The sequence below is a fragment of the Kyrpidia sp. genome, assembly GCF_023512215.1.
GTDB classification, from domain to species: domain Bacteria; phylum Bacillota; class Bacilli; order Kyrpidiales; family Kyrpidiaceae; genus Kyrpidia; species Kyrpidia spormannii.
Map to the genome: position 1 here is coordinate 1 of NZ_JAILZZ010000014.1, position 26,820 is coordinate 26,820.

22 protein-coding genes are annotated in these 26,820 nt (G+C 60.7%); 14 read left to right on the plus strand and 8 right to left on the minus strand.

Features of this window, described 5'->3' with window-relative positions:
* Both K6T64_RS07165 and K6T64_RS07170 read left to right on the plus strand, forming a co-directional pair.
* Positions 1 to 1,031, plus strand: a 1,031-nt coding sequence (locus K6T64_RS07165; RefSeq protein WP_288009265.1) for an ATP-binding cassette domain-containing protein, incomplete at its 5' end; no start/stop codon positions are given.
* Entirely contained in the window at positions 1,028 to 2,251 is a 1,224-nt protein-coding gene (locus K6T64_RS07170; RefSeq protein WP_232796574.1) for a sugar ABC transporter permease, read from the plus strand. The genes K6T64_RS07165 and K6T64_RS07170, both read left to right, overlap by 4 nt.
* 19 nt (positions 2,252 to 2,270) lie before the next feature.
* Here K6T64_RS07170 and odhB read toward each other — a convergent pair whose 3' ends face one another.
* Positions 2,271 to 3,578, minus strand: coding sequence for a 2-oxoglutarate dehydrogenase complex dihydrolipoyllysine-residue succinyltransferase (gene odhB / locus K6T64_RS07175; protein WP_288009266.1), 1,308 nt, complete (start codon positions 3,576 to 3,578; stop codon positions 2,271 to 2,273).
* A gap of 21 nt (positions 3,579 to 3,599) precedes the next feature.
* Positions 3,600 to 6,425 carry a 2-oxoglutarate dehydrogenase E1 component gene (locus K6T64_RS07180; RefSeq protein WP_288009268.1) on the minus strand — a complete coding sequence of 942 codons (2,826 nt, stop codon included), beginning with the start codon at positions 6,423 to 6,425 and terminating at the stop codon, positions 3,600 to 3,602.
* Between the two features lie 166 nt (positions 6,426 to 6,591).
* On the opposite strand from K6T64_RS07180, the gene K6T64_RS07185 reads away from it, so the two are divergent.
* From K6T64_RS07185 to K6T64_RS07200, 4 genes are all read left to right on the plus strand, one after another.
* Positions 6,592 to 7,155 (plus strand): beta-class carbonic anhydrase, encoded by a 564-nt coding sequence (locus tag K6T64_RS07185; RefSeq protein WP_288009270.1) that lies wholly within the window; start codon positions 6,592 to 6,594, stop codon positions 7,153 to 7,155.
* A 318-nt stretch (positions 7,156 to 7,473) separates the two neighbouring features.
* Complete coding sequence (locus K6T64_RS07190) at positions 7,474 to 8,634, plus strand: quaternary amine ABC transporter ATP-binding protein (RefSeq protein WP_288009271.1); 1,161 nt, start codon at positions 7,474 to 7,476, stop codon at positions 8,632 to 8,634.
* The gene (locus K6T64_RS07195; RefSeq protein WP_288009273.1) at positions 8,603 to 9,454 is read left to right on the plus strand and encodes an ABC transporter permease; all 852 of its coding nucleotides are present in this window, start codon (positions 8,603 to 8,605) and stop codon (positions 9,452 to 9,454) included. Before K6T64_RS07190 ends, K6T64_RS07195 begins: the two co-directional genes overlap by 32 nt.
* A gap of 86 nt (positions 9,455 to 9,540) precedes the next feature.
* On the plus strand, positions 9,541 to 10,452 hold the full coding sequence (locus K6T64_RS07200) for a glycine betaine ABC transporter substrate-binding protein (RefSeq protein ID WP_288009275.1): 912 nt from the start codon (positions 9,541 to 9,543) through the stop codon (positions 10,450 to 10,452).
* 302 nt (positions 10,453 to 10,754) lie between these two features.
* On the opposite strand, the gene K6T64_RS07205 is transcribed toward K6T64_RS07200, so the two are convergent.
* Both K6T64_RS07205 and K6T64_RS07210 read right to left on the minus strand, forming a co-directional pair.
* Positions 10,755 to 11,906 carry a radical SAM protein gene (locus K6T64_RS07205; RefSeq protein WP_288009276.1) on the minus strand — a complete coding sequence of 384 codons (1,152 nt, stop codon included), beginning with the start codon at positions 11,904 to 11,906 and terminating at the stop codon, positions 10,755 to 10,757.
* 12 nt (positions 11,907 to 11,918) lie between these two features.
* Positions 11,919 to 12,803 carry an ROK family protein gene (locus K6T64_RS07210; protein ID WP_288009277.1) on the minus strand — a complete coding sequence of 295 codons (885 nt, stop codon included), beginning with the start codon at positions 12,801 to 12,803 and terminating at the stop codon, positions 11,919 to 11,921.
* 208 nt (positions 12,804 to 13,011) lie between these two features.
* Between K6T64_RS07210 and K6T64_RS07215 the strand changes: the two genes are divergently transcribed.
* The 7 genes from K6T64_RS07215 (at position 13,012) to K6T64_RS07245 (ending at position 19,273) form a co-directional block, all read left to right on the plus strand.
* The gene (locus tag K6T64_RS07215) at positions 13,012 to 13,446 is read left to right on the plus strand and encodes an OsmC family protein (protein WP_288009279.1); all 435 of its coding nucleotides are present in this window, start codon (positions 13,012 to 13,014) and stop codon (positions 13,444 to 13,446) included.
* Between the two features lie 356 nt (positions 13,447 to 13,802).
* Entirely contained in the window at positions 13,803 to 14,645 is an 843-nt protein-coding gene (locus K6T64_RS07220; protein ID WP_288009281.1) for a DUF134 domain-containing protein, read from the plus strand.
* Positions 14,646 to 14,793: 148 nt separating this feature from the next.
* Complete coding sequence (locus K6T64_RS07225; protein ID WP_288009282.1) at positions 14,794 to 15,759, plus strand: DMT family transporter; 966 nt, start codon at positions 14,794 to 14,796, stop codon at positions 15,757 to 15,759.
* A gap of 195 nt (positions 15,760 to 15,954) precedes the next feature.
* A complete protein-coding gene (locus K6T64_RS07230) occupies positions 15,955 to 16,299 on the plus strand; it encodes a hypothetical protein (protein ID WP_288009284.1) in 345 nt (114 codons plus the stop codon).
* A 70-nt stretch (positions 16,300 to 16,369) separates the two neighbouring features.
* Complete coding sequence (gene cdd, locus K6T64_RS07235) at positions 16,370 to 16,780, plus strand: cytidine deaminase (protein ID WP_288009286.1); 411 nt, start codon at positions 16,370 to 16,372, stop codon at positions 16,778 to 16,780.
* A gap of 55 nt (positions 16,781 to 16,835) precedes the next feature.
* Positions 16,836 to 18,152 carry a thymidine phosphorylase gene (locus K6T64_RS07240; protein ID WP_288009287.1) on the plus strand — a complete coding sequence of 439 codons (1,317 nt, stop codon included), beginning with the start codon at positions 16,836 to 16,838 and terminating at the stop codon, positions 18,150 to 18,152.
* A 95-nt stretch (positions 18,153 to 18,247) separates the two neighbouring features.
* Entirely contained in the window at positions 18,248 to 19,273 is a 1,026-nt protein-coding gene (locus K6T64_RS07245; RefSeq protein ID WP_288009288.1) for a hypothetical protein, read from the plus strand.
* Between the two features lie 46 nt (positions 19,274 to 19,319).
* Here K6T64_RS07245 and K6T64_RS07250 read toward each other — a convergent pair whose 3' ends face one another.
* Genes K6T64_RS07250 through K6T64_RS07265 form a run of 4 tightly spaced genes read right to left on the minus strand, consistent with a single transcriptional unit; the run spans position 19,320 to position 23,944 of the window.
* On the minus strand, positions 19,320 to 20,150 hold the full coding sequence (locus K6T64_RS07250) for an ABC transporter permease (RefSeq protein ID WP_288009290.1): 831 nt from the start codon (positions 20,148 to 20,150) through the stop codon (positions 19,320 to 19,322).
* 5 nt (positions 20,151 to 20,155) lie between these two features.
* Positions 20,156 to 20,971 carry an ABC transporter permease gene (locus K6T64_RS07255; RefSeq protein ID WP_288009291.1) on the minus strand — a complete coding sequence of 272 codons (816 nt, stop codon included), beginning with the start codon at positions 20,969 to 20,971 and terminating at the stop codon, positions 20,156 to 20,158.
* Positions 20,972 to 20,976: 5 nt separating this feature from the next.
* On the minus strand, positions 20,977 to 22,125 hold the full coding sequence (locus K6T64_RS07260) for an ABC transporter ATP-binding protein (RefSeq protein ID WP_288009293.1): 1,149 nt from the start codon (positions 22,123 to 22,125) through the stop codon (positions 20,977 to 20,979).
* Positions 22,126 to 22,144: 19 nt separating this feature from the next.
* The gene (locus K6T64_RS07265; protein ID WP_288009295.1) at positions 22,145 to 23,944 is read right to left on the minus strand and encodes an Rqc2 family fibronectin-binding protein; all 1,800 of its coding nucleotides are present in this window, start codon (positions 23,942 to 23,944) and stop codon (positions 22,145 to 22,147) included.
* Between the two features lie 143 nt (positions 23,945 to 24,087).
* On the opposite strand from K6T64_RS07265, the gene K6T64_RS07270 reads away from it, so the two are divergent.
* Positions 24,088 to 26,814: a calcium-translocating P-type ATPase, SERCA-type gene (locus K6T64_RS07270; RefSeq protein ID WP_288009297.1), complete on the plus strand. Its 2,727-nt coding sequence runs from the start codon at positions 24,088 to 24,090 to the stop codon at positions 26,812 to 26,814.
* Positions 26,815 to 26,820: the final 6 nt, after the last annotated feature.

The following is a 26,820-nucleotide window of genomic DNA, read 5'->3' on the forward strand; positions in this document are numbered from 1 at the left end:
GGCCGGGAACCTTCCCTGGCCCTACTGGATTTATGCTGACCGTGAGGCTCTGGATCCTGCTGGCGCTGATGCTGGTCTCCCTGCCGGTTATGGCCGAGGTGCGCAGCACCGAGGTACCGGCCGTGGAAAGGACGCTGCGCCGACGCTACGGGCTGCCCCCACAGGCCAGCCCCAGCGCCCCCGCCCGGGGCCTCGAGGGTCTGTTGGAGATCCTGCGCCGCCGCTACCATATGGCTGAGGTGACGGGAGGCTTCTACGACTGGCGCGGAGTGTCGATCTATCGCAGCCAGCCCGGCCTGCACCTGGGCTACGATATCGCCATGCCGGCAGGCACGGCCGTGGGCGCCGGCTGGCCCGGCGAAGTGGTGGCCTTAGTGGGCGACAATGGTGCGGGTAAATCTACCACCGTTAAGATCATCTCCGGGGTTGAGCGACCGGACGGCGGTAAAATCTTTGTAGACGGTCGCCGGGTGACCTTGTCCGGCCCAGCGGATGCGGAGCGCCTGGGGATTCAGACGGTCTATCAGGATTTAGCATTATGCGACAATTTAGATATTGTTTCAAACCTGTTTCTCGGCCGGGAGCGCACGCGGCCGGTGATCCCCCGTCTATTGCATGTCCTGAGGAAAGCGGAGATGGAGGAGGCGGCGATCCCGGTGTTGCAAAAGCTCGGGATTCGCCTTCCGCCTTTGTCCACCCCGGTGTCCCGGCTCTCGGGAGGACAGCGGCAGACGGTGGCCGTGGCCCGGGCGGTGTTGTGGGGATCGAACATCGTCCTTCTCGATGAACCGACTGCCGCCTTGGGGGTGGCCCAAACCCGGGCGGTGTTGGACCTGATTGTGCGGCTCGCCGGGGAGGGCGTGGGGGTTATGGTGATTTCTCACAATTTGCATGATGTGTTTCAGATTGCCCATCGCATTGTCGTCTTGCGCCTCGGGAGGACGGCGGCGACTTTTCTCAAGGAAAACACGTCGCCCGAGGAAGTGGTGGCCGCCATCACCGGGGCGGCGGTGGAGGTGGCGGGGAAGTGAACGAGCAGCAGATGCTGCAGGCAGCCGCCCGACTGGAATCGGAAGCGGCTTCCGATGTCTCCTTATGGCACCGCATGCGGGCCCGCTGGGCCGAGGGAGATCTGGGACTGTTACCCGTGGTGATCGGGCTGATCGTCATTTGGATCGTTTTCCAAGCCGTGAATGGGAATTTTCTCTCCGGCCGTAATCTGTCCAACCTTGTCTTGCAGATCGCAGAAATCGGGATGTTGGCGGTGGGGGAGACCTTCATTCTCCTGCTCGGAGAAATCGATTTGTCGATTGCGGCGGTCAGTGGTGTAGCGGCGGGCGTCCTGGTTCTGGCTGCGGACGGAGGATGGGGGGCCTGGCCCGCCGTGTTGGCGTCGGTGGCCTGCGGGGCCGCCATTGGAGCGTTTCAGGGGTTTTGGGTGACGGTGATCGGCGTGCCCTCGTTCATCGTCACTCTGGCCGGGTCCCTGGGGTATCAGGGCATTCTCCTAGCTATGTTGGGACAGGAGGGAACGGTGCCCCTGCAAAATGGCTCCCTGCTCTCCATCGCGTCCTCCTATGTCCCCTCGGGGGCGGGATGGGCCTTGGCCGTTCTCGTCACCATCGCTTACGCCTGGGGAGTCTTTCGGGGTCGGGCCCTGCGGCGATCCCGGGGCTTGTCGGCGCCCTCGGCCAAGGAGACCGCCCTTCGGGCCGCCGTGGTCGGCGCGCTGTGCGTGGTGACGGTGGCGGTGTTAAACGGGTATCGGGGCCTGCCGCTGTCCGGCCTGATCCTCGTCGCCTTTGTGGCTTTGTTTACATTTATCACCCAAGCTACACCTTTTGGTCGGCACGTCTACGCCCTTGGCGGTAACCCCGAAGCGGCCCGCCGGGCCGGAATCCGGCTGGGAACAGTTCGGATTGCCGTGTTTACCCTTGCCTCCACTCTCGGGGCGATCGGCGGAATCCTCGGGGCATCCCGGCTGGGCTCCGCCTCGCCGGCCTCCGGCGGCGGGAACCTTCTCCTTGATTCCATCGCCGCCGCGGTCATTGGGGGCACCAGTTTGTTTGGCGGGCGGGGTTTCGTGTACAACGCCTTGGCCGGCGCTTTGGTCATCGGGAGTATCGAGAACGGAATGGACTTGTTGAGCGCCCCTTCCAGTGTGAAATATGTGATCGAAGGATCGATTCTCCTCATCGCCGTGACCATCGATACCATCACCCGCCGGCGAAGGGCACGCACGGGCCGGTGAACACCGGCCCCGTTTCCCGTCAACCTTCCAGCAACAGTGTCTCCGGGTCTTCCACCATCTCTTTGACCTTGACCAGGAACTGAACCGCCTCGGCCCCGTCGACGATGCGGTGATCGTAGGAAAGGGCCACGTACATCATCGGCCGCAGGACAATCTGGCCCTCCACGGCGACGGGACGCTCTTTAATGGCGTGCATCCCGAGAATCCCCACCTGGGGCGGGTTGAGGATAGGGGTGGAAAAGAGAGACCCGAACACCCCGCCGTTGGTGATCGTAAACGTGCCGCCCTGAAGTTCTTGAGGGTGCAGAGTCCCTTCCCGGGCCCGCTTCGCCAGATCGGCGATCCGGGATTCGATCTCGGCAAAGGTGAGGCGATCGGCGTCCCGCACCACCGGCACCACCAAGCCGGCGGGGGTGGCGACGGCGATGCCGATGTCGTAATGGTGTTTCACGACGATCTCGTTGCCCTCTATTTCCGCGTTCAACATGGGAAAAGCTTTGAGGGCGCCCACCGCCGCCTTGGTGAAAAAAGACATAAATCCGAGTCCCACGCCGTGCTCTTCTTTGAACTGGTCCTTTCGCCGACGGCGGAGATCCAAGACCGCGGACATGTCGATCTCATTAAAGGTCGTCAACATAGCCGTGGACTGTTTGGCCTCCAGGAGTCGCCGGGCGATGGTTTGGCGCCTGCGGGTCATGGGAATCCGATCTTCATCCGGCCGCAAGGGGGACGCGGTCGTCGTGCCCGGGGCCACGGGGGCCGTAGGGGCCGTGGCTTCTCGAACAACCTCTGTCCGGGCCGCAGAAGTTGCTGGTGCGGCCTGGGGACCATCAGCCTGACGAGCCTTTCGGCGCTGGGAAGGGGTCCTCGGGGTCGGCGGCGTGACCGAGGAGGGGGCCGTCGCCTGGTCCAGGGCGGCGGGTAAGGGATTATCCGCCGTCTGGGGCCCGGTTTTGCCCTGGGAGGCTTCGACTGGGCGGGATTCCACCGCCAGGCCCTTTTCCCCGGCGTTAGAGTGCTTGGTTTCCAGAGGGGTGGGCTCCTGGCCCCGGGCTGGTTGGTTCGGGACTTGCTGAGCCGCCTGGCCGGCAGCACCCGATCGGATCCGGGCGATGGTTTCCCCGACGGAGACCGTCTCTCCCGCCGGTTTCAGAATCGCCTCCAACACGCCGTCTTCCTCGGATGCCACCTCTACATTCACTTTGTCCGTTTCTAACTCAACCACCGTTTCCCCCTTGGCCACCGGATCGCCCTCATTTTTACGCCAACTCAGGATTGCGGCCTCGACGATGGACTCCCCGAGCTCGGGTACCTTGATGTCTGCCACAGAAAACCCCTCCTTGTTTCTTTAATGCTGCAAGGCCTGCTGAACAATCTTCGCCTGGGTCGCGCCGTGAGCGTCGGCAAGCCCTTCGGCCGGGCTCGACCGCTCCGGTCGCCCCACATATTTCAGGGCCTGTCCCGGCGGAAGAAGGGCCTGCATCCGGGGGGCCACATAGGCCCAAGATCCCATATTGCGCGGTTCTTCCTGGACCCACACGACTTCCTCGGCCCCGGGGTAACCGGCGAGAATCCGGGACAACTCTTCTTTGGGAAAAGGATACAACTGTTCCACCCGTACCACCCCGAGGGACCCGCCGGCCTCCGGGTCTTTTTCCAGGGCGGCGAACAAATCCACAGATATTTTCCCTGAACACAAAAGCACCCGTTTGATGGCCGACCGGCTTATGTCCCGACGGGGATCGTCCAGGACAGGTTGAAACCGCCCGCTGGTGAACTCCGCCTTTTCCGAAGCGGCCCGGGGATGGCGGAGTAAACTTTTTGGCGTCAACACCACCAGGGGCCGGGGGGCGTGTTGCAGTCGCCAAGCCTGCAGCCGGAGAAGGTGAAAATACTGGGCCGAGGTGGTGGGGTTGGCAACGGTCCAGTTGTGTTCGGCGGATAACTGGAGAAATCGCTCCAACCGAGCGCTGGAGTGTTCCGGCCCCTGTCCTTCATATCCGTGGGGCAAAAGCACCACCATGCCCGAGGTCTGTCCCCATTTGGCCCGGCCCGAGGCCAGAAACTGATCGAATATGACCTGGCCGACATTGGCAAAATCCCCAAACTGCGCTTCCCAGATCACCAACGTCTCCGGCGCCTGTACGCTGTACCCGTACTCAAATCCCATCACAGCCGTCTCCGTCAGCGGGCTGTTGTAGATGGCAAAGGAGACTCGAGACTCCGGAAGATGTTGCAAAGGCACGAAGGGCTCCCCGGTCTGCAGGTCGTGGAGCACCGCTAAACGATGGCCAAAGGTGCCCCGCTGGGTGTCCTGGCCGCTGATCCGGATGGGCACCCCGTCCAGGAGGATGCTGCCCAGGGCCAGAGCCTCGGCGTGCCCCCAATCGATCCCTCCTCCTTCCCGAAAATGGCTCTGCCGCCGCTTCAAAATCCGGTCGACTTTCGGATAGACCCGGAATCCTTCCGGATAAGCGGTGAGGGCCTCGTTGATGATGGCGAGTCGCTCCTCGGGGACGCCGGTATTCTCCGGGAGTTCGGGATCCTCGCCCCCGGGATCCGGGATGTCGGGATGCACCGACTCGGAGGTGACTTCGGCATAGGCCCGGCGCAAATGCTCCTGGACCTCCTCCCTCATCTGCCTCGCCTCTTCCGATCGAATCGTTCCGGCATCGGCCAGGCGGTGTCCATACAGGTTCCCCACCGAGGGATGGGCGTTGATTTTGCTGTAGAGAACCGGTTGGGTCATGGCGGGATCGTCACTTTCGTTGTGTCCCCAACGCCGATACCCCACCAGATCGATGAGAAAATCTTTGTGAAATCGCCGCCGATATTCCACGGCAAGTTCCACCGCCGCCAGACACGCTTCGGGTTCGTCGGCGTTCACGTGCACCACCGGGATTTCGAACCCCTTGGCGAGATCGCTGGCGTACCGGGTGGAGCGATCGTCCGCCCGTTCTGTGGTGAAGCCGAGCAAATTATTCGTGATGATGTGAAGGGTGCCTCCGGTACGGTACCCGGCGAGCCCCGAGAGGTTGAGGGTTTCCGCCACCACCCCTTCTCCGGGAAAGGCCGCGTCCCCGTGGATGAGCAGGGCCCAGGCGCCATCCAAATCCTGACCGGGCAGCCCCGGCCGGCTTCTGTCCTCCTGGGCGGCTCTCGTAAATCCTTCTACCACGGGGTTGACGAACTCCAGGTGGCTGGGGTTGTTGGCCAGGGTCAGGCGCAGATGCACCGCCTCATCTTCATGCCGAGCTCCGAGATGATATCGCACATCCCCGGTCCACCCGTAATTGATCCCCATGGAACCTTCTGAAGGGACCAGGTCTTTGTTCGGCGAGGCGTGAAACTCGGCGAAGATTTTTGCGTAGGGCTTATCGAGAACGTGGGCGAGGACATTGAGCCGCCCCCGGTGGGCCATGCCGATGAACACTTGGCGGGCGCCAAACCGGGCTGCACCCCGGATCACGGCATCCACCATGGGAACCAACATGTCCACACCTTCAATGGAGAATCGCTTCTGTCCCACGAAGGTCTTGTGGAGAAACGTTTCGAACTCCTCCACCTCGATCAGGCGGCGAAGTAGCCGCTTCTGCTCCTCCGGCGGCTTCGGGGCCAGGAACGCACCCGATTCGACCTGGGCCTGGAGCCAGCGCCGTTCTTCTTCGCGAAAGACGTGCGCGAACTCGTAGGCGATGGGCCCGGTGTACCGGCGGCGCAGAGCTCGTACCACATCCAGGGCTGTGCGGGCATCTGCCGGAGCCTCGGGCAAGACCCAGGAGGCGGGGAGGGTGGACAGGTCGTTCTCTGTAATCCCGTAAGCCTCCGGCCGAAGAAAAGGAACGGCAGGGCGTTCATCCCCCAGCGGGTAGATTCGTGCCTCCAGATGGCCGTAGATCCGGATGTTGCTGATCAGCCGGGTCGCCGCGGTCAGCTTGGTGATCACGCCGGGGTCGATGGTCGGGCGGTCGGCCGCTGTCCGCTTCGCTTCGCCGGGCGCAATGATCTCGCCGACGGGGGGTGGCCCCAAACGATCGAACAGCGCCCGGGTTTCCGGGTCCACCGAATCCGGATCCCGGGTGTAGCGATCGTACCATTCCAGGACATACCCGAGATTGGGTCCATAAAAATCCGCCCAGGTGGCGGGTGAAGGCGCGGTTGGAACTTTGGACATCTCTACCCCTTCCTTTCGAGAGTTCCGATGAATGGCTTGGCCCTCTCGCCTTTAAATTTTACCAGATCCGTCCACTCATGCGCGTGCTCGGCGTCACAGGTGTGCCTCCCTTTCATGGCTCGGAGGATGCGGACAAGATATACTTGGAGTCAAAGGAGGGGAATCTATGTCGTTCCTTGCAGAAACCTTGGCATTCAATCGAGAATTCGTCCAGAACCGCAGCTATGCGGAGATCCCGCAATCAAAATACCCCAAGAAAAAGGTTCTGGTGGTCACTTGTATGGACGCCCGGCTGGTCGAATTGTTGCCCCGGGCGATGAACCTGCACAATGGAGACGCGAAGTTTGTCAAAACGGCCGGTGCGCTGATTTCTCATCCCTTTGGCGGGGCGATGCGGAGCATCATGGTGGGCGTGTATCAGCTTGGCGTGGAAGAAATTCTCGTGATCGGGCACCACGATTGCGGCATGATCGGATTGCGGCCCGAACTGGTTTTGGAGCGGGCGCAGACCCGGGGGATTCCCCCGGAACGATTGGATACGCTGAAGGGGGCGGGCATCGATCTTGAAGGTTGGCTGACGGGATTTGACCGGGTTGAAGAGGCCGTGGCCCACAGTGTGGAGATGATCCGCCAACATCCGCTGATTCCCCGGGATCTCCCCGTTCACGGTCTGGTGGTGGACCCGACGACGGGCCAGCTCGAGGTGCTCATCGACGGGTATAACATGTGACCGGCTCAGCCTTGAGCTGCCCGGGGACGCCTTCGAGAATAATTGGGCGTGGTGAAAAGGTGGCAGGCCTTGACAGGCACTGCCTTTTTCATTGCTAAAAAAGCAACTTAATGTTATTATAAAGTTGCCTGCATATCGTCTGTCGAACGGAGTTGTGTGTCTGCTGGTTCAACTTCCAGCGTGTACGTTTATCGATACGGCAGGTCTGGAGAGGGGGGCATAGGCAATGGGGTAAATCGCCTGCGGTCGAAGGGTCCGACCCCGGTCCTTCGTTTGTCTAAAGTTACCAAGGTATTCGGTCCGCATCCGCAACGGGCGATGCCTTTGGTCGATCGGGGGGACACACGGGATGCGGTCCGACAAAAAACCGGTCAGAACGTCGCCGTGAACCGGGTCAGTCTCGAGGTCTACCCGGGAGAAATTTTTGTGGTCATGGGGCTGTCCGGGAGCGGAAAATCCACTCTGCTCCGCTGCATCAACCGGTTGATCGAGCCCACGGCAGGGCGGATCTGGGTGGGAGAAGAAGAGATCACCAGGATGGATGACCGCAGTCTACGAAGACTTCGCCAGCGGCGCATGGCCATGGTCTTTCAGCAGTTTGCGCTGTTTCCACATCGCACGGTGCTGGCCAACGTCGCCTTCGGTCTCGAGGTCCAAAAGGTGGCCAAAGGGGAGCGGCGCCGCCGGGCCCAGGAGGCGCTGGAGCTGGTGGGGCTCGGCGGATGGGCAGATCACTATCCCCATGAGTTGAGCGGTGGTATGCAGCAGCGGGTGGGTCTGGCTCGGGCGTTGTGCAACGATCCGGACATTTTGCTCATGGACGAAGCCTTCTCGGCGCTTGATCCGCTGATCCGCGAAGAGATGCAGGACGAGTTGCTGAAACTCCAACAGCAGATGGGAAAGACGATCGTATTCGTCACCCACGATCTGAACGAGGCTCTTAAACTCGGGGACCGCATCGCCCTGATGCGGGACGGGGAAGTCGTGCAGATCGGCACACCGGAAGAGGTGGTCAGCCGGCCGGCGGACGAGTATGTGGCCCGGTTCGTGCGGGGGGCGGACATCGCCAAAATCCTCACCGCCGCCGACGTCATGAAACACCCGGAACCGGTGGTGACCTTGAAGGATGGGCCGCGGGTGGCGTTGCACCGGATGCGTCAAGCGGGGATCTCGAGTCTGTTTGTGGTTGGGCGGGATGCCCGGTTGGCGGGTCTGGTGTCTGCCGATGATGCCTTTGCGGCGGCGGAGAAAGGGGAAACGCGGTTAGAGGCCATCGTATCGAGGGATTTTGAACGGGTGGATCCAGAGACTCCGGTGGAAAAACTTTTGCCGATCCTGGCGGCGGGAAGAACCCCGGTGGCGGTGACCGACCTGGAAGGGCGGCTAAAGGGCATCGTGGTTCGCGGGGCGGTTTTAGAAGCCCTGGCTGCTAAAGGGGGTGGCAATCGTGCCCAAGATTCCGCTGGCGCATTGGGTTGATGCATCTGTAAGCTGGGCGGAACACGCCCTGGGACCGCTTTTTTCCGTCATCGCCGGGGTGGTGACGGCGGCGGTAAACGGCCTGGATGGATTCTTGCTAATGCTGCCGTGGTGGCTGGTGATGATCGTGGCGGTGGGGATTGGCTGGGCGGCGGCCGGGTGGCAAAAGGGCTGGAAGTTGGCCCTGGGGAGCGCGATCGGGCTCCTGCTGGTGTTCAATCTCGGGCTGTGGAGCGACTTTTTGTTGACCCTGAGCCTGGTTCTGATCGCTACGCTTCTAAGTTTGCTGGTGGGAATCCCCCTAGGGATTTGGTCGGCGGCCAACGCCCGGGTGCACGCCGCGATTTTTCCCATTCTCGATTTCATGCAGACGATGCCTTCTTTTGTGTATCTGCTGCCGGCCATGGCCTTCTTCGGTATCGGCGTCATGCCCGCCGTGTTTGCCACGGTGATTTTTGCCATGCCTCCGGCGATCCGGCTTACAGACTTGGGAATCCGTCAAGTTCCCGGCGGGTTGATCGAGGCGGGAGAGGCCTTTGGCGCCTCCCGGGGGCAGATGTTGACTAAGGTGCAGCTGCCCCTGGCCCTGCCCACCATGATGGCGGGGGTGAACCAGACCATTATGTTGTCTCTGTCGATGGTGGTGATCGCGTCCTTGATCGGGGCTGGCGGCCTCGGGGACGGCGTAAACCGGGCTTTGGGACAGCTCAACACCGGAAGCGGCTTTGAATACGGGGTGTCGGTGGTGGTTTTGGCGATGATCCTCGACCGGCTGACGGCGACCTTCGCAAAGCGCAGGACTCCGGGCCGCACAGCGTGAGGAGGGGTGTTCGGGGTTACGGGGTTGTTCGGCCCCGATGCCGCGGGTGTCGCGTTTCGGGATTTTGAAGTGAAAGGGATGAGAAGGTGAATCAGCGAACCAGTAAAATGTTCAAACGGTGGATCGGCGTCTTGGCAGCTGCAGCCCTGGCCGTGGGGGTGGCCGCATGCGGCAATACCAGTTCTTCCCCAAACTCGGGGGCAGGGAATGGACAAGCGGGCACCGTGACCATCGGATACGTGCCTTGGGCAGAGGATATCGCCGTGTCCAATCTCTGGAAAGTTATTCTGGAGAACAAAGGATACGCGGTTAATCTCAAACAATCGGATGCGGGGCCCCTGTTTGCCGGATTGGCGAACGGCCAGCTGGATGTATTTCTGGACGCCTGGCTGCCAAACACTCACCAAGCTTATTGGGATAAATACAAAAATCAACTGGATGATTACGGGGTTTGGTACCAAGGGGACGCCAAAATCGGCCTGGCGGTTCCGACCTATGTGCAGGACGTCAACAGCATTGCGGACTTAGAGGTCCACAAGAGCGAATTCAACGGGGTCATCACGGGCATCGACGCCGGGGCCGGGGAGATGAAGACAGTTCAGGAGAAGGTGATCCCCCAGTATGGATTGTCTCTCAAATTGCAGTCCTCCAGTGAGGCGGCGATGCTCAGCGCGCTAGATAAGGCTTACCAGGCGAAACAGCCCATCGTGGTGACCGCCTGGAGTCCCCACTGGATGTTTACCAAATGGCAGCTCAAGTATCTCCAGGATCCCAAAGGAGCGATGGGGGGTGCCGAGCAAATTCACGTGCTCGCTTCAAAGTCCTTCCAAACGAAAGATGCCCAAGTCGCGGGCTGGTTGAAAAACTTTAAGATGACGGATCAACAGCTGGGCACCCTGGAATCGTACATCGCTGATCAAGGGATGGATCCGGCGGCCGCGGCAAAGAAGTGGATTGGTGAGAACCAGAGTGTGGTAAACGGCTGGTTGGGTCAGTGATGGAGAGTCTGCGGAAGGGCGAACGAGCAGGCGCCTGCGAGAGGACGGGGCTGTCGTCCACCAACAATACGCGGATTTTCCTTTCTTCCGGTTCCACTTGGCGCTCTCTTTTCCGGGGGGTTAGGCCAGCAAGGGGATGCGGACGTCCATCCGCGTCCCCTGGCCCTGGAGGGAGGGGATCTCGGGGGCAAAAGGTGGCCCAACTCTTCCGATTGGGCCTTTGCCTGGCTGTGCAAGGTCTGTATTTCCGTCATCCTCTGCTGCAGGTGCAGGCGGTCTGCCAGCCATGGGCGGGAAAGGGGTTAGAAGTAGAGGTGCTCCTTGATGGAGTAGAGGGTGATTCTGGCGGGAAGATCGGCGAGAGCCTGCTGCCAGCGATGGAGTTCCCGTGCTGTCTCGGGCTCTGAGAAGGTCGTCAGGCCGGCGGCCCGGGCCTGGCTTTCGTAATCGGTGTCCTCGGGCTCCATAAAAGGGGAGAGAAAAATCACGTCTTCGGATGTGAGGTGGAGGTTGCGGAGGGCCTCCAGCGTCCCGTCCAGATGCTCCTCGGCAAAGGCGGGGCCTCCGGCGCCCACGAGAAGGATCACCCCGAGCCGGAAGCCGACCTCTTTCAAGGCGTTCAAGGCGTGAACCGCCTCCCGCGCCGTTCCCGGTTTGCGCAAAAATGCCCGGAGTCGATCCGCCCCGGTTTCGAGTCCGGTGTACACGGTGCGCAGGCCGTGGTCGTAGATGCGCCGCAGCCCTTGGGGGGATTTGTGCTCCAATGTGAATGTATCCATAAAGGTGTAAAATTCCCCGGCCACATTGTCTCCCAGGGTCCGCCGGATCTGTTCGAGCATCCCGATGAGCCGCGCTGTCGGCACCACGAAGGCATTGCCATCCCCGAGAAAAATCCCGCTTCGCTCCTCGATGCGCCGCCCCATGAACGCTCGGAGGCGCTCCAGGTGCCGATCCAACTCCTCGGGGGTCTTGACGTGAAACCGCCGGTCCCGGTAAAAGTCACAAAAGAGGCATCGGTTGTAGGAGCATCCGTGGGTGATCTGCACGACCAATGCGTGGTATTGATCCGGAGGGAGGATGCTGATGGGTAGATATACGTCGTCAAAGGCCTCCCGGTCCGTTGTCAAAGCTTCGGGAGTCCAGCGGACGAGTCGATCCTGCCACACCCGGGCCTCATCCCGGGGGAGCGATGCGAGAGAGGATAAAGCGGCGCTGTACACCCGGCGGTAAAATGCGGGTTTCTCGCCGGCTTCGAGGACTTCGTATCTCCGGCCCAGCAACCCTCGGACGGGGAGGGTCCGTGTGCGGACCAACCGGTCGTCGAGCCCCCGGCGCACCGCCCGGCCGGGTCCCGAGGCCGAAAGGAACCGCCCGGTTTGATCGAAGCGAAGAATCCACGGCCCTTGCAACACCATGAGACGGTTTCCCCGGACCTTGGACGATAATCTGGTCATCGGCGGCATTCCTCATCCTTCCTTTCGCGCTTCGGCGGCTTTCATGGCCAGGGCCAGTCCGCCGCACAACCCGGATTTTGTGCCCAGGCCCGGGGGGACGATATAGTCATCGATGTTCGCGACAATCTCGGGGCGCTGGATGTATCCATTTAACATCTCCCCGACTTTGTGGCGAATCCGTGGGAACAGATCGGCCTGTTGCATCACGCCGCCCCCGAGGAGGATCCGTTGGGGAGAAAGTACGCAGATGTACGTGACAAGTCCCTGGGCGAGGTAGCCAGCCTCCAGATCCCAGGCCGGATGGTCCAGAGGAAGATCGCGGCCTTTCGATCCCCAACGCTTCTCGATGGCCGGGCCGGACGCCATTCCTTCTAAACAATCCCCGTGGGCGGGACACACGCCGGGAAAGTTATCCCCGGCTGCCCTCCGAACGATCACATGTCCGGCCTCGGGGTGCATCATGCCGTGAAGAATTTGACCCTCGGCGAGGATACCGCCCCCGATCCCGGTCCCCACGGTGAGATACAGGGCGGTGTGCAATCCTTGGGCCGCGCCCCACCGGTGTTCAGCCAGGATGGCGGCGTTGACGTCGGTATCGATGGCGATGGGGACAGCCAGGCGCCGCCGCAGGTTGGCCAGGATGTTGAAGCCTCGCCACGCCAGTTTCGGCGTGCTGGTGAGGGATCCGTAAGTCGGGCTGGCCGGATCGAGGTCGAGGGGCCCGAAGCACCCGAGCCCCAGGGCGCGAATGGCCTTGTCCTGAAAATACTCGGCTACTCGACCCAGGGTTTCTTCCGGCACTGTCGTCGGGATGGTGATCTGGTCCACGATCCGGCCTCGATCGTCCCCGATTCCACAGACGAATTTGGTCCCCCCAGCTTCGATGGCTCCCAACAAGGCTCGTCCCTCCATCCGCCCCTTGACTTTGCCTGTTGTTCTCATCCTCACTGTATGCGATGATGGGCCGTCAGTAAAGGTTTGTGATGCATCATGCAACCAAATCCCTGCGCCTAGCTGCAGTTTATGGAATAGAAATCAATTATACTTGTCCTATCGGACTAATATGTGTATAGTAGGATCAAGGTCTATTTTTGGAGGGATAGATATGGCAAAACAAACCTTTGTAGCTGATATCTCGTGGTCCGGGGATCGGGTTCGATCTTCGGCCCGGATTCGCGGTCATGAAGTGACGATCGACGAGCCTGCTGTGCTGGGTGGAACGGATCTCGGGCCGAATCCAGTCGAGTTGGTTCTCGCGGCGCTGGGAGGATGTCTGAATGTCCTGATCACTTCTTTGGCCCCTCACCACGGCGTGGAGGTCAGGGGAGTGGAAATTCGGGTCGAGGGGGACCTGGATCCCGACGGATTTCAGGAAAAGCAGCCGAATGTTCGCCCGGGTTTTCAAGAAATCCGCTATCAGGTGCACGTCGAATCGCCGTCGGCCCCGGAGCGGGTGAGAGAACTTCTCGCCCACGTCGAGCGGGTATGCCCCGTCAAGGACACCTTGCGGGGAGTGCCGACGCGGGCTGTAGAAAGCTGATGGTTTTGTCCAACTTGGGGGAACATCAAGCCTTGATTCATAGCAGCCGCCTTGGTCACCGTCGAGGCGGCTTTGTTTATCCATGTTCCCCAGCAGAAGTGTGCTCACTTTCGCACTTCTCAGGATAGTCACTAGTCGGCGGCAATGGTCAAGAATGTGGAATACGTGCCTGCCGACGCGGAACAGGGATTGGGGGAAGTCCCGGAGGTCGACGTCGTGTTCATCACCGACTTGGGATCACGAGCATTATTACGTCGTATTGCAACGATGAATGAAGCAGAGGGGGTCTTGAGCCCTTTGGTTTTTGCGCTTATAATGTGCATATGCTCATAATAAATGATGAATGGAGGTGAAAAATGCCGAGGCCGAAAAAATGCCGACGGGTTGGGTTTGTTCCCCTTGCTTCGTTTTTTGCTCCAATGCCTGCGCCCGGGGACCAAGCGTCGGAACCGGGTGAAGTGACGCTAACCCTTGAAGAGGTGGAAGCCCTTCGCCTGGCGGACTGGGTACAGTTGGAACAAGGCGATGCGGCCGAGCAAATGGGGGTTTCCCGGGGGACGTTTCAGCGCATTGTGAAGGCAGCGAGGGAGAAGGTGGCGGATGCTCTCCTTCATGGAAAGGGGATTCGCATTCACGGTGGAAATTATGCCGTGATTTTACCCGGTGGTGGACCCGCCCGGGCTTGCGGGTGTGTCGACCAGCGGTCAGGGCCGGGACGCGGATTTTGTGGGCGGCCGCGCTGCCGAAGGTGCGGCGGTCACTATGGATTAAAAAAGGAGAGGCGAACGATGAGATTGGCGATCGCAACGGAAGGGGATCGAGTCGGCGGACATTTTGGCCAGACCCGGGCCTTTACGATTTGTGACATTGAAGGAGAATCAGTCAAGGAGCGGCGGGTGGTGGATACCGAAGGCCATCAGCACGGGGCACTGGTCGGATTTCTGGCCAGGCTGGGTGTGGATGCGGTGATCGTGGGGGGGCTCGGGGCCGGTGCGGTGAGCAAGCTGGCCCGGGAGTCCATCGAGGTCTATACCGGTGTTCGCGGGACGGTGGAGGAAGCTATACAAAAATACCTGCACCGGGAGTTGACGCCGGTGGATGTGGAGCAGGTCCTTGAAGGGACCGGCCCGCACGTCCATGGGATCCATCATCATCACGGCCATCACCATGACCACGGCGGGTGTGATTGCGAACACTGAGCGGGAGGGCGATGGGGCTCTTTTGCCGCATGGCGGCGGAAGGGCTTTTTTTATCGGGTGCCGCGGTGCACCAAAACTGGTATGATGGAGGAGTATGGCGGGGGCGACGGAGGACCTGATTTTATAAAATCGTGAGAGGAACTTGTTCATGTCTCATTCATCGATGTCTTATCGCTCCGTCCATCGCCGGCACAACTCGGCGGCGGTGGTGGCCGTGGTCGTCACCTTGGCATTTTGGTCGTCAGCCTTTGCGGGTATCCGGGCGGCGCTGCTCAGTGGCTATTCTCCCGGGCATGTGGTGCTGCTGCGCTTTCTCAGCGCTTCGGCGGTGTTTGTCGTATACGCGTTGGTCAGGGGCGTTCAGGTGCCGAGAGGCCGGGATTTACTTGCGGTGGCGGCCTTGGGTTGGACGGGGATTTCGATTTATCATATCGCTCTGACTTTTGGTGAGCTGACGGTGGATGCGGGGACCGCGAGTTTACTCATCGCCGCCGCGCCGGCCTTTACGGCGCTGATCGCCGTGATCGCTTTGGGAGAGCGTTTGAACGGCATAGGCTGGCTGGGAGTGCTCGTCGGGTTTGGTGGGGTGGCCTTGATGACCGTGGGGTCGGGCGGAGGGCATCGGGTGACGGCAGGGGCTTGGCTGATCCTTCTGTCCGCCGTGGCCACGGCGATTTTTTTCGTGGGGCAAAAGCCGCTTTTTGCGCGCTATGGGGCGATCGATTTGACAGCGTGGTTCACCTGGTTCGGCACGCTGCCCATGCTGTGGTTTGCCCCGGGGCTGGGGGAAGCGATGGCCCATGCCCCCGGGGCGGCCACGTGGGTGTGCGTGTACATTGGGGTGTTCCCGGCGGCGGTGGCCTACGTGGCCTGGGCGATCGCCTTAAAGTCTGCACCGGCAGGGCTGGTGGCCAGTTCACTGTATCTCAATCCGCTGCTCGCCATTCTCATCGGATGGGTGTGGTTGGGAGAGCTGCCCGGGGTGTGGAGCACCCTGGGTGGGGTGATTGCTGTAGCCGGGGTGGTGATGGTGAATGTCGCCGGGGCGGTGAGGCGCCAGCGGGTTCGGGCGGATGCCGGTTCGGCTCCGACTGCCGGATCGGGACAAGGTTGAGGGGGGTCTCTCGGCTCCACCCGTGGACCCGGAATCGTAGGGACCGTTCAAAAAATTTCTTCAGACGGTTGTCTCAAGGGCCGGGTTATGGTATGATGAAATCGATAGGGAACACATGTTTTCTGCCTAGGTTGTTCGATGCCTCTCCGTTGTTTGTGCCTGGGCCAGGAAATGGCGAAAGCGGGGGATTCCTGGGTGGATGAACAAACATTGCGCCGCATTCTCGGCGAGTTTGCGCGAGGGATCACGGCGGTACTGGAGAACACCAATAAGGAGATCTCGCGGGTCTACGTGGTGGTTGAGGGAATCGGGCAGCGCTTGGACCGCATTGAGGAGCGGTTAGACCAGGTGGAGGCTCGCTTGGATCGGGTGGAAGAGCGTTTAGACCGGGTGGAAGAGCGGTTGGATCGGGTGGAAGAGCGGTTGGATCGAATGGAGCACCGGTTGGACAGTATCGAGCGTCAACTTGGCTACGTTAAGGTCAAACTTTTTGAACACGATGAGGAAATTTTCTATCTCCGCGGCTCCAACGTGAAATAGGCCTGCGGCTCACTATGTTCGTGGCCTCGGTGCGCTACAATGGTGTCAGAACCACCCTGGAGGGACGAGGATGACCGAAGTGGACCGCGACCTGGTGGAGCAAGCCAGCAGTGCCGCAAGTCGCGCAAGGGCCGACTACTCCGGTTTTGCCGTCGGCGCCGCCGCGCTGGCGTCAGACGGCCGAGTGTTTATCGGGGCGAACATCGAACTTTCGGTGTACGGCTTGTCCATGTGCGCCGAACGAGTCGCCTTGTTCAAGGCGTACACCGAGGGGGCTGAGGATATTGTTGCCCTGGCGGTGGCCGGATCCACTGTGCGCCCGATTTCGCCGTGTGGCGCGTGTCGCCAAGTGATATGGGAGCTGGCCCCGAACGCCAGAATTCTGCTCGCCAACCAAGACGGTTCCGAGGTGGCGAAGCATACGCCGGCGGATCTGTTGCCCAACGGTTTTTTTCTCGATACAGACCGCATACAGGATTAAAAAGTCAAGGTGGCGATCCTACCGGTCCCAGGTAGCCCGGAACGGAGGGGTGCGTATGCATGTGCCCGATCTCATCCGCAGGAAGCGGGATGGCGAGGAGCTGGGTGACGAAGAGATCGATGAATTGGTCCAGGGGTATGTCCGGGGCGTTGTTCCGGATTACCAGATGGCCGCCTTCCTGATGGCGGTGTACTTTCAGGGCATGAATGAAAGGGAAACGGCGGCGCTGACCCGGGCGATGGTCCGGAGCGGCGGGGTTGTGGACCTGTCTTCGGTCCCTGGGGTGAAACTGGACAAGCACAGCACGGGTGGCGTCGCCGACACCACGACGCTCGTTTTGTTGCCCCTGGTGGCGTCTGCGGGAGTCGCCGTGGCGAAGATGTCCGGCCGGGGACTCGGGTACACCGGAGGGACGATCGATAAACTGGAGTCGATCCCGGGCTTTCGGACCCACCTCACTCCGGATGAATTCGTCACCCAGGTGCGGCGCATCGGCCTGGCGCTGACGGCTCAGTCCCGGGAACTGACGCCGGCGGATCAAAAATTGTACGCCCTCCGGGACGTGACGGCGACGGTGGAATCGCCGGCCCTGATCGCCAGTTCTGTGATGAGCAAAAAGATCGCCGGAGGGGCGGACAAGATTGTCTTGGACGTGAAGGTGGGTCGGGGCGCCCTTTTACCTGACGAACCGAGTGCCCGGGACCTTTCGGAACGGATGGTTCGCCTGGGCATTCGGATGGGGCGGGAAGTGACGGCGTTTCTGACCGATATGAATCAGCCTTTGGGATTGGCGATCGGCAATGCCCTTGAGGTGATCGAGGCGGTGGAAGTGCTGCAAGGAAAAGCTAGGGGCGAGTTGCGCGAACTGTCTGTGGCAATCGGGGCGGAGATGGTGCGGATGGCGGGGGTGGAAGTGGACGCGGCTGAGGCCCGGCGACTTCTGGAAGTGAAATTGGACCGGGGGGAAGCCCTGGAGATGTTTCGCCGCTGGATCGAAGCCCAGGGCGGAGACGGTCGGGTGGCGGAAGATCCCCGCCGCTTCCTTCCCAAGGCCGCCTATGTGCGGGTGGTGACGGCCGCGGCGGGCGGCTACATCCAGGATATCGATCCCAAACGGTTGGGACGCTTGGTGCAAAGTCTTGGTGCGGGACGCCGGCGAAAGGAAGATGTAGTGGATCTCTCTGTCGGTGTGGTGCTGGGCGGAAAAGTGGGGGACCGGCTTCAGGGCGGGGAGCCTCTGGCCGTCATCCACGCCCGGTCTCGCCAGGATCTGGACCTTGCAGAGCGGGAGGTTCGTTCGGCGATCATCCTGTCTCGGGATCCTGTGCCCCGGCGTCCGGTGATTCTCGATCGCATCTGCCTCGGATCGTGATGGCCGAATCGAGGCAGCCTCTGGCCGGTCGCCTGCACACTTTTGTATACTGTCCGTAGGATGCAAAAATCCTCATTCCACGAGAGGTGACTATAGTGATCGAATTTTTGTCGGAAGATAGCGTGACGGTGTTTCAAGATCCGACGAAGAACTGGGAGATCACTCGGCGGACCACCCAGATCCGGAAAGACCCACTGACTGGGATTCGCACCCGGATTCTCGACTATCCGGTACATATGCCGCCGCCTCCAGATATGACGGAGATGGCGGAACAAACAGCCCAAACCTGCCCCTTTTGTCGACCCCGAGTGATGGAAGTGACACCGAAGTATCTGCCCGAGGTGTCTCCGGAGGGGCGCTTCACCCGGGGGGAGTCGGTGTTGTTCCCCAATATTTTCCCCTATGATGAAAACAGCGCCGTTGCCGTATTTTCAAATCAACACTATGTCCGGATGTCGGAGTTGACCGCCGATTATCTCATGGACGGTTTTCTGACCGCGGGTGACTATGCCCGGGCCCTCAGCCGTGCCTACCCGGGAACCAAGCGATATTTCTCTCTGAACTGGAACTACATGCCTGTGGCCGGGGCTAGCATCATTCACCCGCATTATCAGATCGTTGCGGGACATGAGCCCACCAATTATCACGACACGCTCCTCCAGGCCAGCGCACAGTTTTACAAAACCCATCAAGTATCGTATTGGCCGAGCCTCGTGGCGGTGGAAAAAGAAAAGGCCGAACGCTACTTGGGTCGGAGGGGGAAAGTGGACTGGCTCATCGCCTATGCGCCCCGGGGGCTGATCGAAGTGGTGGGGGTCGCGGAAGATGCTGCTCAGGTCGAGGAACTCGTACCAGAGCGGTGGCGGGATTTGGCGGAAGGCCTGCAAACGGTGTTCGGATATTTTGCAGAAAAAGGATTCCCGGGCTTTAACTTGACGCTGTTCTCCGGCATGGAAGAAGACCGGGAGCATTACCGACTGCAGGTCCGGGTGGTGCCGAGGACCCTGTTGTCCGCTTTGGGGACCAATGAGGTGAACTATTTCAAGATGCTTCACGAGGAGTGTCTGACCATGATTCGCCCGGAAGAGGCGGCGGCGGAACTGAAGAAAGCTTTCGCGTAGCATAGATGGGTGGCGCCCGGGTCGGCCAATGGCCGGCCCCAGGCGCTCACGATCCGGTGCTCGTGTACACTTTGAGCCCCCGTCGCCACACGATGCTGGCGGTCACAAGAAGGACCAGCGCCACGAGGGGCGATATGATGGGTAGGATTCCATAGCCCTGGGCCTTCCCCAGAAAGTATAAAGATGGGTAATAGTTCATGAAGGCAAAAGGGAGAAAGATGGTCACGATGGCCTGAAGGGGGCGGCCGAAGATATGAATCGGGTACTGCTGAACCACCCCGAAGCTGAACTGGGTGGCGGTGTTAACCAAAGGGGTCGAACGCCCGGTCCAAAACGCCGTAGAGGCCAAGAGCAGGATGAGCCCGAGTTCCACGGCGGCGGCACTGACGGCGACCACCAAAAACCACAGCCACGTTCCCCCACTCCAGTGCATCCCCAAGTGATGGTAGGCCAGGGCAATTCCCGTGGAAGACACCAAAACGTCCCCCAGACCGAGATAATGAACCTCCCGGCTGAGGAATTGAAGCAGCGGGGACACCGGGCGGAGGAGAAACTGGTCGAAAGTGCCTTCGATGATGTAGGTTTCCAACTGACCCACATGGCGGAACAGGATAACCCGAAGTCCGTGGCCAATGAGCCAAAGGTTATATAAAAACAGGATGTCGTAAAATCCCCAGCCGCCGAGGCGGTCGAACCGTTTTAATAAGACCCAGGTGGTCCCCAGGGTCGCCCCGTTGAGGACGAAGACGCCGACGATCCCTACCCAAAGGTCAGCCCGGTATGCCACCCGGGAAAGGAAAGCCGCTCGGAGCATCGCTCTCCAAGCCCGCCCCAGTCCTGCGACCTCTCGAAACACCTGTGCCATGGACTCACTCACCTCCTTCATCCTCCCTGGATCACGACGTGGCGCTGCAAACGCCGCCATGCCCAGAGGGCCGCGCCTCCCAGCACCAGGGCCCAAATCCCTTGGATGAGGATGGCCGTGGTCGCCGCCCAACCGTGCAACTGTCCGACGTAGATCGATTGGGGCGTTGCAAACATCGCCTGGAACGGCAGGGCGTATAAAAAGGGCTTGAGGGCTTCGGGATACATATAGATCGGAATCCACTGGCCGGAGAAAAATCGCACCATGGCCCAGTACGCGAACTGGAACCCGACCAGATCCAGGGTATAAAACGAGATCAGACCGAACAAAAAGTGCGCAAAGAACTGAACCACCGTGCTGAGCACCAGGCTGGTCAGGAACAAGGCCGCCTGGCCCGGCGTCTGCGGCACAGGAATGCGAAAAACAATGAGGGCGAAAAGGTATGGGATGGCTGCGTAAAGGGCCACGCGGATCGCCAAATCTCCGAAGGACTCCAAGGCCACCAAACGGACAAAAGAGATCGGTTTCATCAACTCCACGGCGATCATTCCGGTGCGCACCCGTTCGGCGATGCGAATGTGGGGTCCTTCGTCGAGGCTCAGAATTGCCCCAAGCAAAATCCCCACCACGGCGTATCCGAAAACCTGTTCGAATGACAGCGCACCAAAGGCTGAGGGCTTTTCTTTGTACAGCAAGCTCCACACGGTGTACATCACATAAATCTGAAGCAGCCGGCTGAACACATCCACCCAAAACGCCGTGCGGTACGCGGTCCATTTTAAGAACGCCTGGCGGATAAACACGCCTGGCAGGGCGAGACTCTCTCTGGACATCCCGGTCACCCCGTCTCACGCCGGGGCCCACGATTGATCTCGGGACCGGCCCCGGCCTCGGCGCTCGCTCGGGGGCTTTGAGAGTCCATAGCCGCCGCGGCGACGGCCACCGACAGTTCTCCCTTTCGCATCTGTTCTCCTTGAAGGTAAATCGACCGGACAATGTCTTCGATGGGGACGTCTTCCACCAAGAGGTCTCGAACGGGCATCCGTTCGGCCACGGCGGCGATGAGATCTCCCACCGAGGTTTGGCGCGGATTGAAACGAAAGAGCACCCGGTGGGCATCCCATTCGATTCTCACAACTCCAAAGGCCCCCCGCCATTCGTCGTCAAACAGATCGAGCCATCCGGGTCCACGGGTCGATCCAGTTACTTCCTCCGGATACACCGCCAAAGTGCGGTAACCCCCGAACTGCTCCCGCAGGGCTTCGGTCTCCCCGTCGTATAGCAGCGATCCCCGGTCGATGATGAGCACACGGGAACAGAGCTTTTCAATGTCCCCCATGTCGTGGGTGGTCAGGATGACCGTCACCTTCCGTTCCCGGTTGATGGTGCGAATGAAGGTGCGGAGCCTTTCTTTGGCGAGCACGTCCACCCCGATGGTGGGCTCATCCAAGAACAAAATCTGCGGGTCGTGAAGCAAGGCGGCGGCGAGGTCCGCCCGCATCCGCTGGCCGAGGCTGAGCTGGCGCACCGGAACCTGTTCAAACTCGTCTAAGGCCAAAAGTTCCCGAAACAATTCCATGTTTCTGTTCCACACTCCATCGGGCACCCCGTAGATCGCCCGGAGCGTTTTGAGGCTCTCAATGGTCGGAATATCCCACCAAAGCTGGGTTTTCTGCCCAAACAACACACCGATTTGCCGGGCGTGTTTGCGGCGGTCCCGGGCGGGATGCAATCCTCCCACCGCGATTTCCCCGGAGGTGGGCATGAGAATGCCCGTGAGCATTTTGATCGTCGTGGACTTCCCGGCGCCGTTGGGGCCGAGAAAACCCACCAACTCGCCTTTTTCGATGGCAAAGCTCAGATCGTTCACCGCCCGGTGGATCGTGAACACCGGTCGCACCAGCCGGCGCAACGTCTTGAACCGTCCTTGGGTCGGCGCCGGCCGGCGGAATTCCTTGACCAAGTGGCGGACTTCAATGAGCGCCACGCTCCCGCCTCCTCTCTCATCACCTCGGGACTCGATCCGCCCGCAGCCGTTCGGCCAAGGCGGGATCCGGGGGTACAAACACCGTTTTCTGGTGGTCGTACAGCACGAACCCCGGTCGGGCGCCGGTGGGCTTCCACACGTGTTTGACCAGGGTATAATCCACTGCCACAGTCCCCGCGTGCCGGGCCTTGCTGTAATACGCCGCCAAACGAGCGGCTTCCTCCAGGGTTTTCGGGGGAACCTCCCGGCTGCGAATCACCACATGGGAGCCGGGGATATTTTGGGCATGAAGCCATGTGTCCTGTTTGTGAGCGGTCTTTGTCGTCAGTTCGTCATTCTGCCGGTTGTTTTTACCGACGAAAATATCGATGCCCTCGGAGGAGATAAAATGCATGGGACTTCCAGCCTGATCCCGTTTCTCCCGCGGCTTCGCCCCCCCGCGGCGCCGGGCCCGGAGAAATCCTTGTCCACGAAGTTCTTCCTGAATCTCTTCCAACTCTTGCTCATCCGCGTGCTCCAAGGCGACCAGAACCGATTCCAGGTACTCCGCGTCCCGACGGGCCTGTTCCAGATGGTCTGTCACCACCTCTCGGGTCCGCTTGAGCTTTTGGTAGCGCCGAAAGAACTGTTGAGCATTATCCGCCGGAGAAAGCCCGGGATCCAAGGGTACAGTGACGGTGCCGCCCGTTTCACTGTACGGGTCGGGCAGGGTCACTTCCCGGGCCCCCCGGGGCACCACGTGCAAATACGCGGTCACCAACTCTCCGTACCGCCGCCATTGATCGGCCTCTGCCGCCTGTTGCAACTGTTCATTCCAGCGGGCCATGCGATGTTCCAGGGCACTCAACGCCCCTCGGACGACCGTGGTCAAGGACTGGGCCAACCCCGAAGCCGCCCTATCCATGCGATCCGCGTAGAAAATCGCCACCGCGGCGTTCACCGTGTCAAAAGGGACCACACGCCCCCGCGATTCCCAATGATGCAGGTAAATCCCGGAGACCACCTTGGGGGTTCCGTTTCCGTCGTAGGCGATGCAAGGTGCGAATCGCCCCGCCGACACTTCTGCCGCACTCTGGGAAATCGCCGCCCAAAGAGCTTGCGAGAAGGCTCCACGATTGTCCTCGGATGCCCGCTTTAGGGCCCGGTGCATCCACTCCTCGGCCGCCGCCGGCCCGATGCCTTGATACCGGCCCATCAAATCTTTCGCGGTCAAATTCGCCCCCCGGGAACCCACCCAGCGAAAAAATCCCTCCCAGGTCTCCTCCCGAGGGTCGATTTTATGTTGTTCCGGAGGCGGAATGTAGGGGCGGCCGGGCAGCACCAGCCGATGTCGGCTTATCCCCGGGCTGACGCGAACAATCGCGTCCACCACCCGGCCCCGGGCCGGCCCTTCCTCTCCCCGGATTTCGTCATCTTCGTGAGCCACCAGGATGATATTGCTGTGGCGGCCCATGATCTCCACCACCACATCGTACCACTCGGGGTCGCCTAGGTCACTGCGACTCTCGACCCCGATCCGCACGATCCGCTCCATGCCCACCTGCCGGATGTACCGGACGCGCCCGCCTTCGAGGCGGCGCCGGGCAAGGGCCAGGAAAGGGGAGGGATCACCAGAGGACGGCGGGCGTTCGCCTTCCACTGTGTGGAGACGGGCCGCCCCGGCGTCAGCGCTGATCCGGAGGCGGATCGACCGCCCAGGCAGGCGTATGCGAATCTCTAAATCCCGATCCTCCGGTTGATAGAGGCGCTCGATGCGACCGTCTTCAAGAATCTGGATCTCAGTCAGGATGCCCGCCAGGGTCAGACCGTCCACAGCCACCGCCATCTCCTCCTATCGATAACAGCACCAGTATAGGAATCTATTCGGGCTGCCGTCAAATCCCCCCACCGTCATGGACGGACCTGACAAGGCATAGACATCGTCTAGGTGACAGACCTGGAGGACGGAAAAGGGGTGGCGATGTGGAAAAAGTCTATTGGCACACCGTGGACGGAGAAACGGCGCTGGCTCTGCTGGGGTCGTCGTCAGAGGGCCTGGATGAGGAGGAGGCTGGACGCCGCCTTCGAGAGTACGGGCCGAATCGAATTGAAGAAGGGAAAAAACTGTCGCCTCTGGGGATTTTCCTCAATCAATTTCGGGATTTCATGGTTTTGGTGCTTTTGGCGGCCACGCTGATTTCCGGGTTGCTCGGAGAATACACCGATGCGGTGGCCATCATCGCCATTATTATCGTCAATGGAATCCTGGGTTTTGTTCAGGAATTTCGGGCGGAAAAATCCCTGGCCTCCCTGCGGGAGCTCACGGCTCCCACGGCCCATGTGCTGAGGGGCGGGAAAAAGTGGATCATCCCTGCCGCCGACCTGGTGCCAGGGGATATCGTGTTTCTCGAAGCCGGGGACCGGGTGCCCGCCGATCTGCGGCTCTTGCAGGGTCAGGGCCTCGAGATCGAAGAGTCATCCCTGACCGGGGAATCGGTTCCGGTCCGAAAGACTTTCGGGCCCCTGGAGGAAGAACACTTGTCACTGGGCGATCGCAAGAACATGGCCTACATGGGCACCCTCGTTACCCGGGGCAAGGCCATGGCCGTTGTCATCGCCACCGGCATGCAGACGGAAATGGGGCTCATTGCCGATCTGATCCAGCAGTCTGAAGACACCCAAACGCCTCTGCAGCGCCGTCTCGACCAACTCGGAAAAATTCTCGTGTGGGTGGCGCTCGGTGTCACGGCTTTGGTGGTGGTCATCGGCATCTCCCGGGGACATGACGTATACAACATGTTTCTCGCCGGGGTGAGCCTTGCTGTAGCGGTGATTCCCGAAGGTCTCCCCGCCATCGTCACCATTGCCCTGGCCCTCGGGGTCCAGCGCATGATTCGGCGCCGGGCCATCGTGCGGCGACTCCCGGCCGTGGAGACGCTGGGGTGCGCCACGGTGATCTGTTCGGACAAAACCGGAACCCTCACCCAAAACAAGATGACCGTCCAGGGCCTGTGGGTCGGCGGTACCCGCCTGGCGGTGAGCGGAGTCGGGTACACGCCAGAAGGGAAGTTCTTTAAAGGCGAGCACGTGGTGAACCCAAAGACCCACCCGGATCTGAAGAAACTTTTGGAAATCGCCGTCCTATGCAATAATTCCGAGCTGATCGAGGAGCCCAAAGCGCCGGAGGGATGGACGATTCACGGGGATCCCACCGAAGGGGCGCTTCTGGTCCTCGCCGGCAAAGCGGACATTTGGAGCGATGTCCTTGCGGCAAAATACGAAAAAGTCCTGGAAAACCCCTTTGACTCCAATCGCAAAATGATGTCGGTGGTGGTCCGGCAGACCGGTGAGGAAGAATCTTACCTGCTGATGGCCAAAGGGGCCCCGGATGTCCTGTTGGACCGCTGTGATTTTATTTTGTGGAACGGCCGGGTGACGGCCCTGACGGCCGCCCATCGCCGGGAAATCCTCTCCATGAACGCAGAGATGGCGGGGACGGCTATGCGGAACTTGGCCTTTGCCTATCGGCCCCTTCAACAGGCTCAAGTGCGGCGGGAGGAGAATCAACAAGAGACGGAGATGGTGTTTGTCGGCCTGGCGGGCATGATCGATCCCCCGAGAGAAGAGGTTTTCCAGGCGATTCAGATCTGTCGCCGGGCGGGGATCCGGACGGTGATGATCACCGGCGACCATCAGGCCACCGCCGAAGCCATCGCCCGGCGCCTGGGCATCCTCCCGAAGAATGGGTTGACGGTCAGCGGGGCGGATCTTTACAATATGTCCGACAAGCAATTGGCGGAGCGCGCGGATCGGATCTATGTGTATGCCCGGGTTTCGCCCGAACACAAATTGCGCATTGTGAAAGCCCTTCAAGCCCGGGGCCATGTGGTGGCGATGACCGGGGACGGGGTCAACGACGCCCCGGCGATCAAGGCGGCGGATATCGGTGTGGCCATGGGGAGAGGGGGAACGGACGTCGCCAAGGAGGCTTCGTCGTTGATCCTCGCCGATGATAACTTCGCCACTATTGTAGCGGCGGTGGAGGAAGGCCGGGGGATTTACGACAATATCCGCAAGTTTGTCCGTTATCTTTTGTCTTGCAACGTCGGGGAGATCGTCACCTTGTTCACGGCGATGCTGGTGGGTCTGCCCCTCCCCTTGGTGCCGATCCAGATTCTGTGGGTGAATTTGGTGACCGACGGCCTCCCGGCCATTGCCCTCGGGGTGGATCCCCCGGAAGGAGATCTCATGGAACGGCCGCCCCGGGATGTGAAGGAGAGTATATTTGCCGGGGGGTTGGGTTTTAAAATTATTAGCCGCGGTTTGTTCATCGGCCTGGCGGCCTTAGCGGTGTTTTGGCTGGAGTGGCGGTCGGCCCCGGATGCTCTCTCGAAAGCGCAAACGATGGCTTTTTGTACCTTGGTGATGTCCCAGCTCGTTCACGTCTTCGACTGTCGCAGCGTGGATCAAGGTATTTTTTCGAGGAATATCTTTGGAAATCCGTGGTTGGTGGCGGCGGTGCTGTCCTCGGTGGCGCTCATGGTGCTGGTCCTGTACACGCCGGCCCTGCAACCGGTATTCCGGACGGTGCCCCTCGGAATTTCGGACTGGGTGACCATTCTGGTGGCGGCGGCGATTCCGACCTTTGCCCTGAACCTCCGCAGCCTGTCCCGACCCGCCCGGTCCCGGTTGAGCCCGAGCCGGGGATAGGAGGCT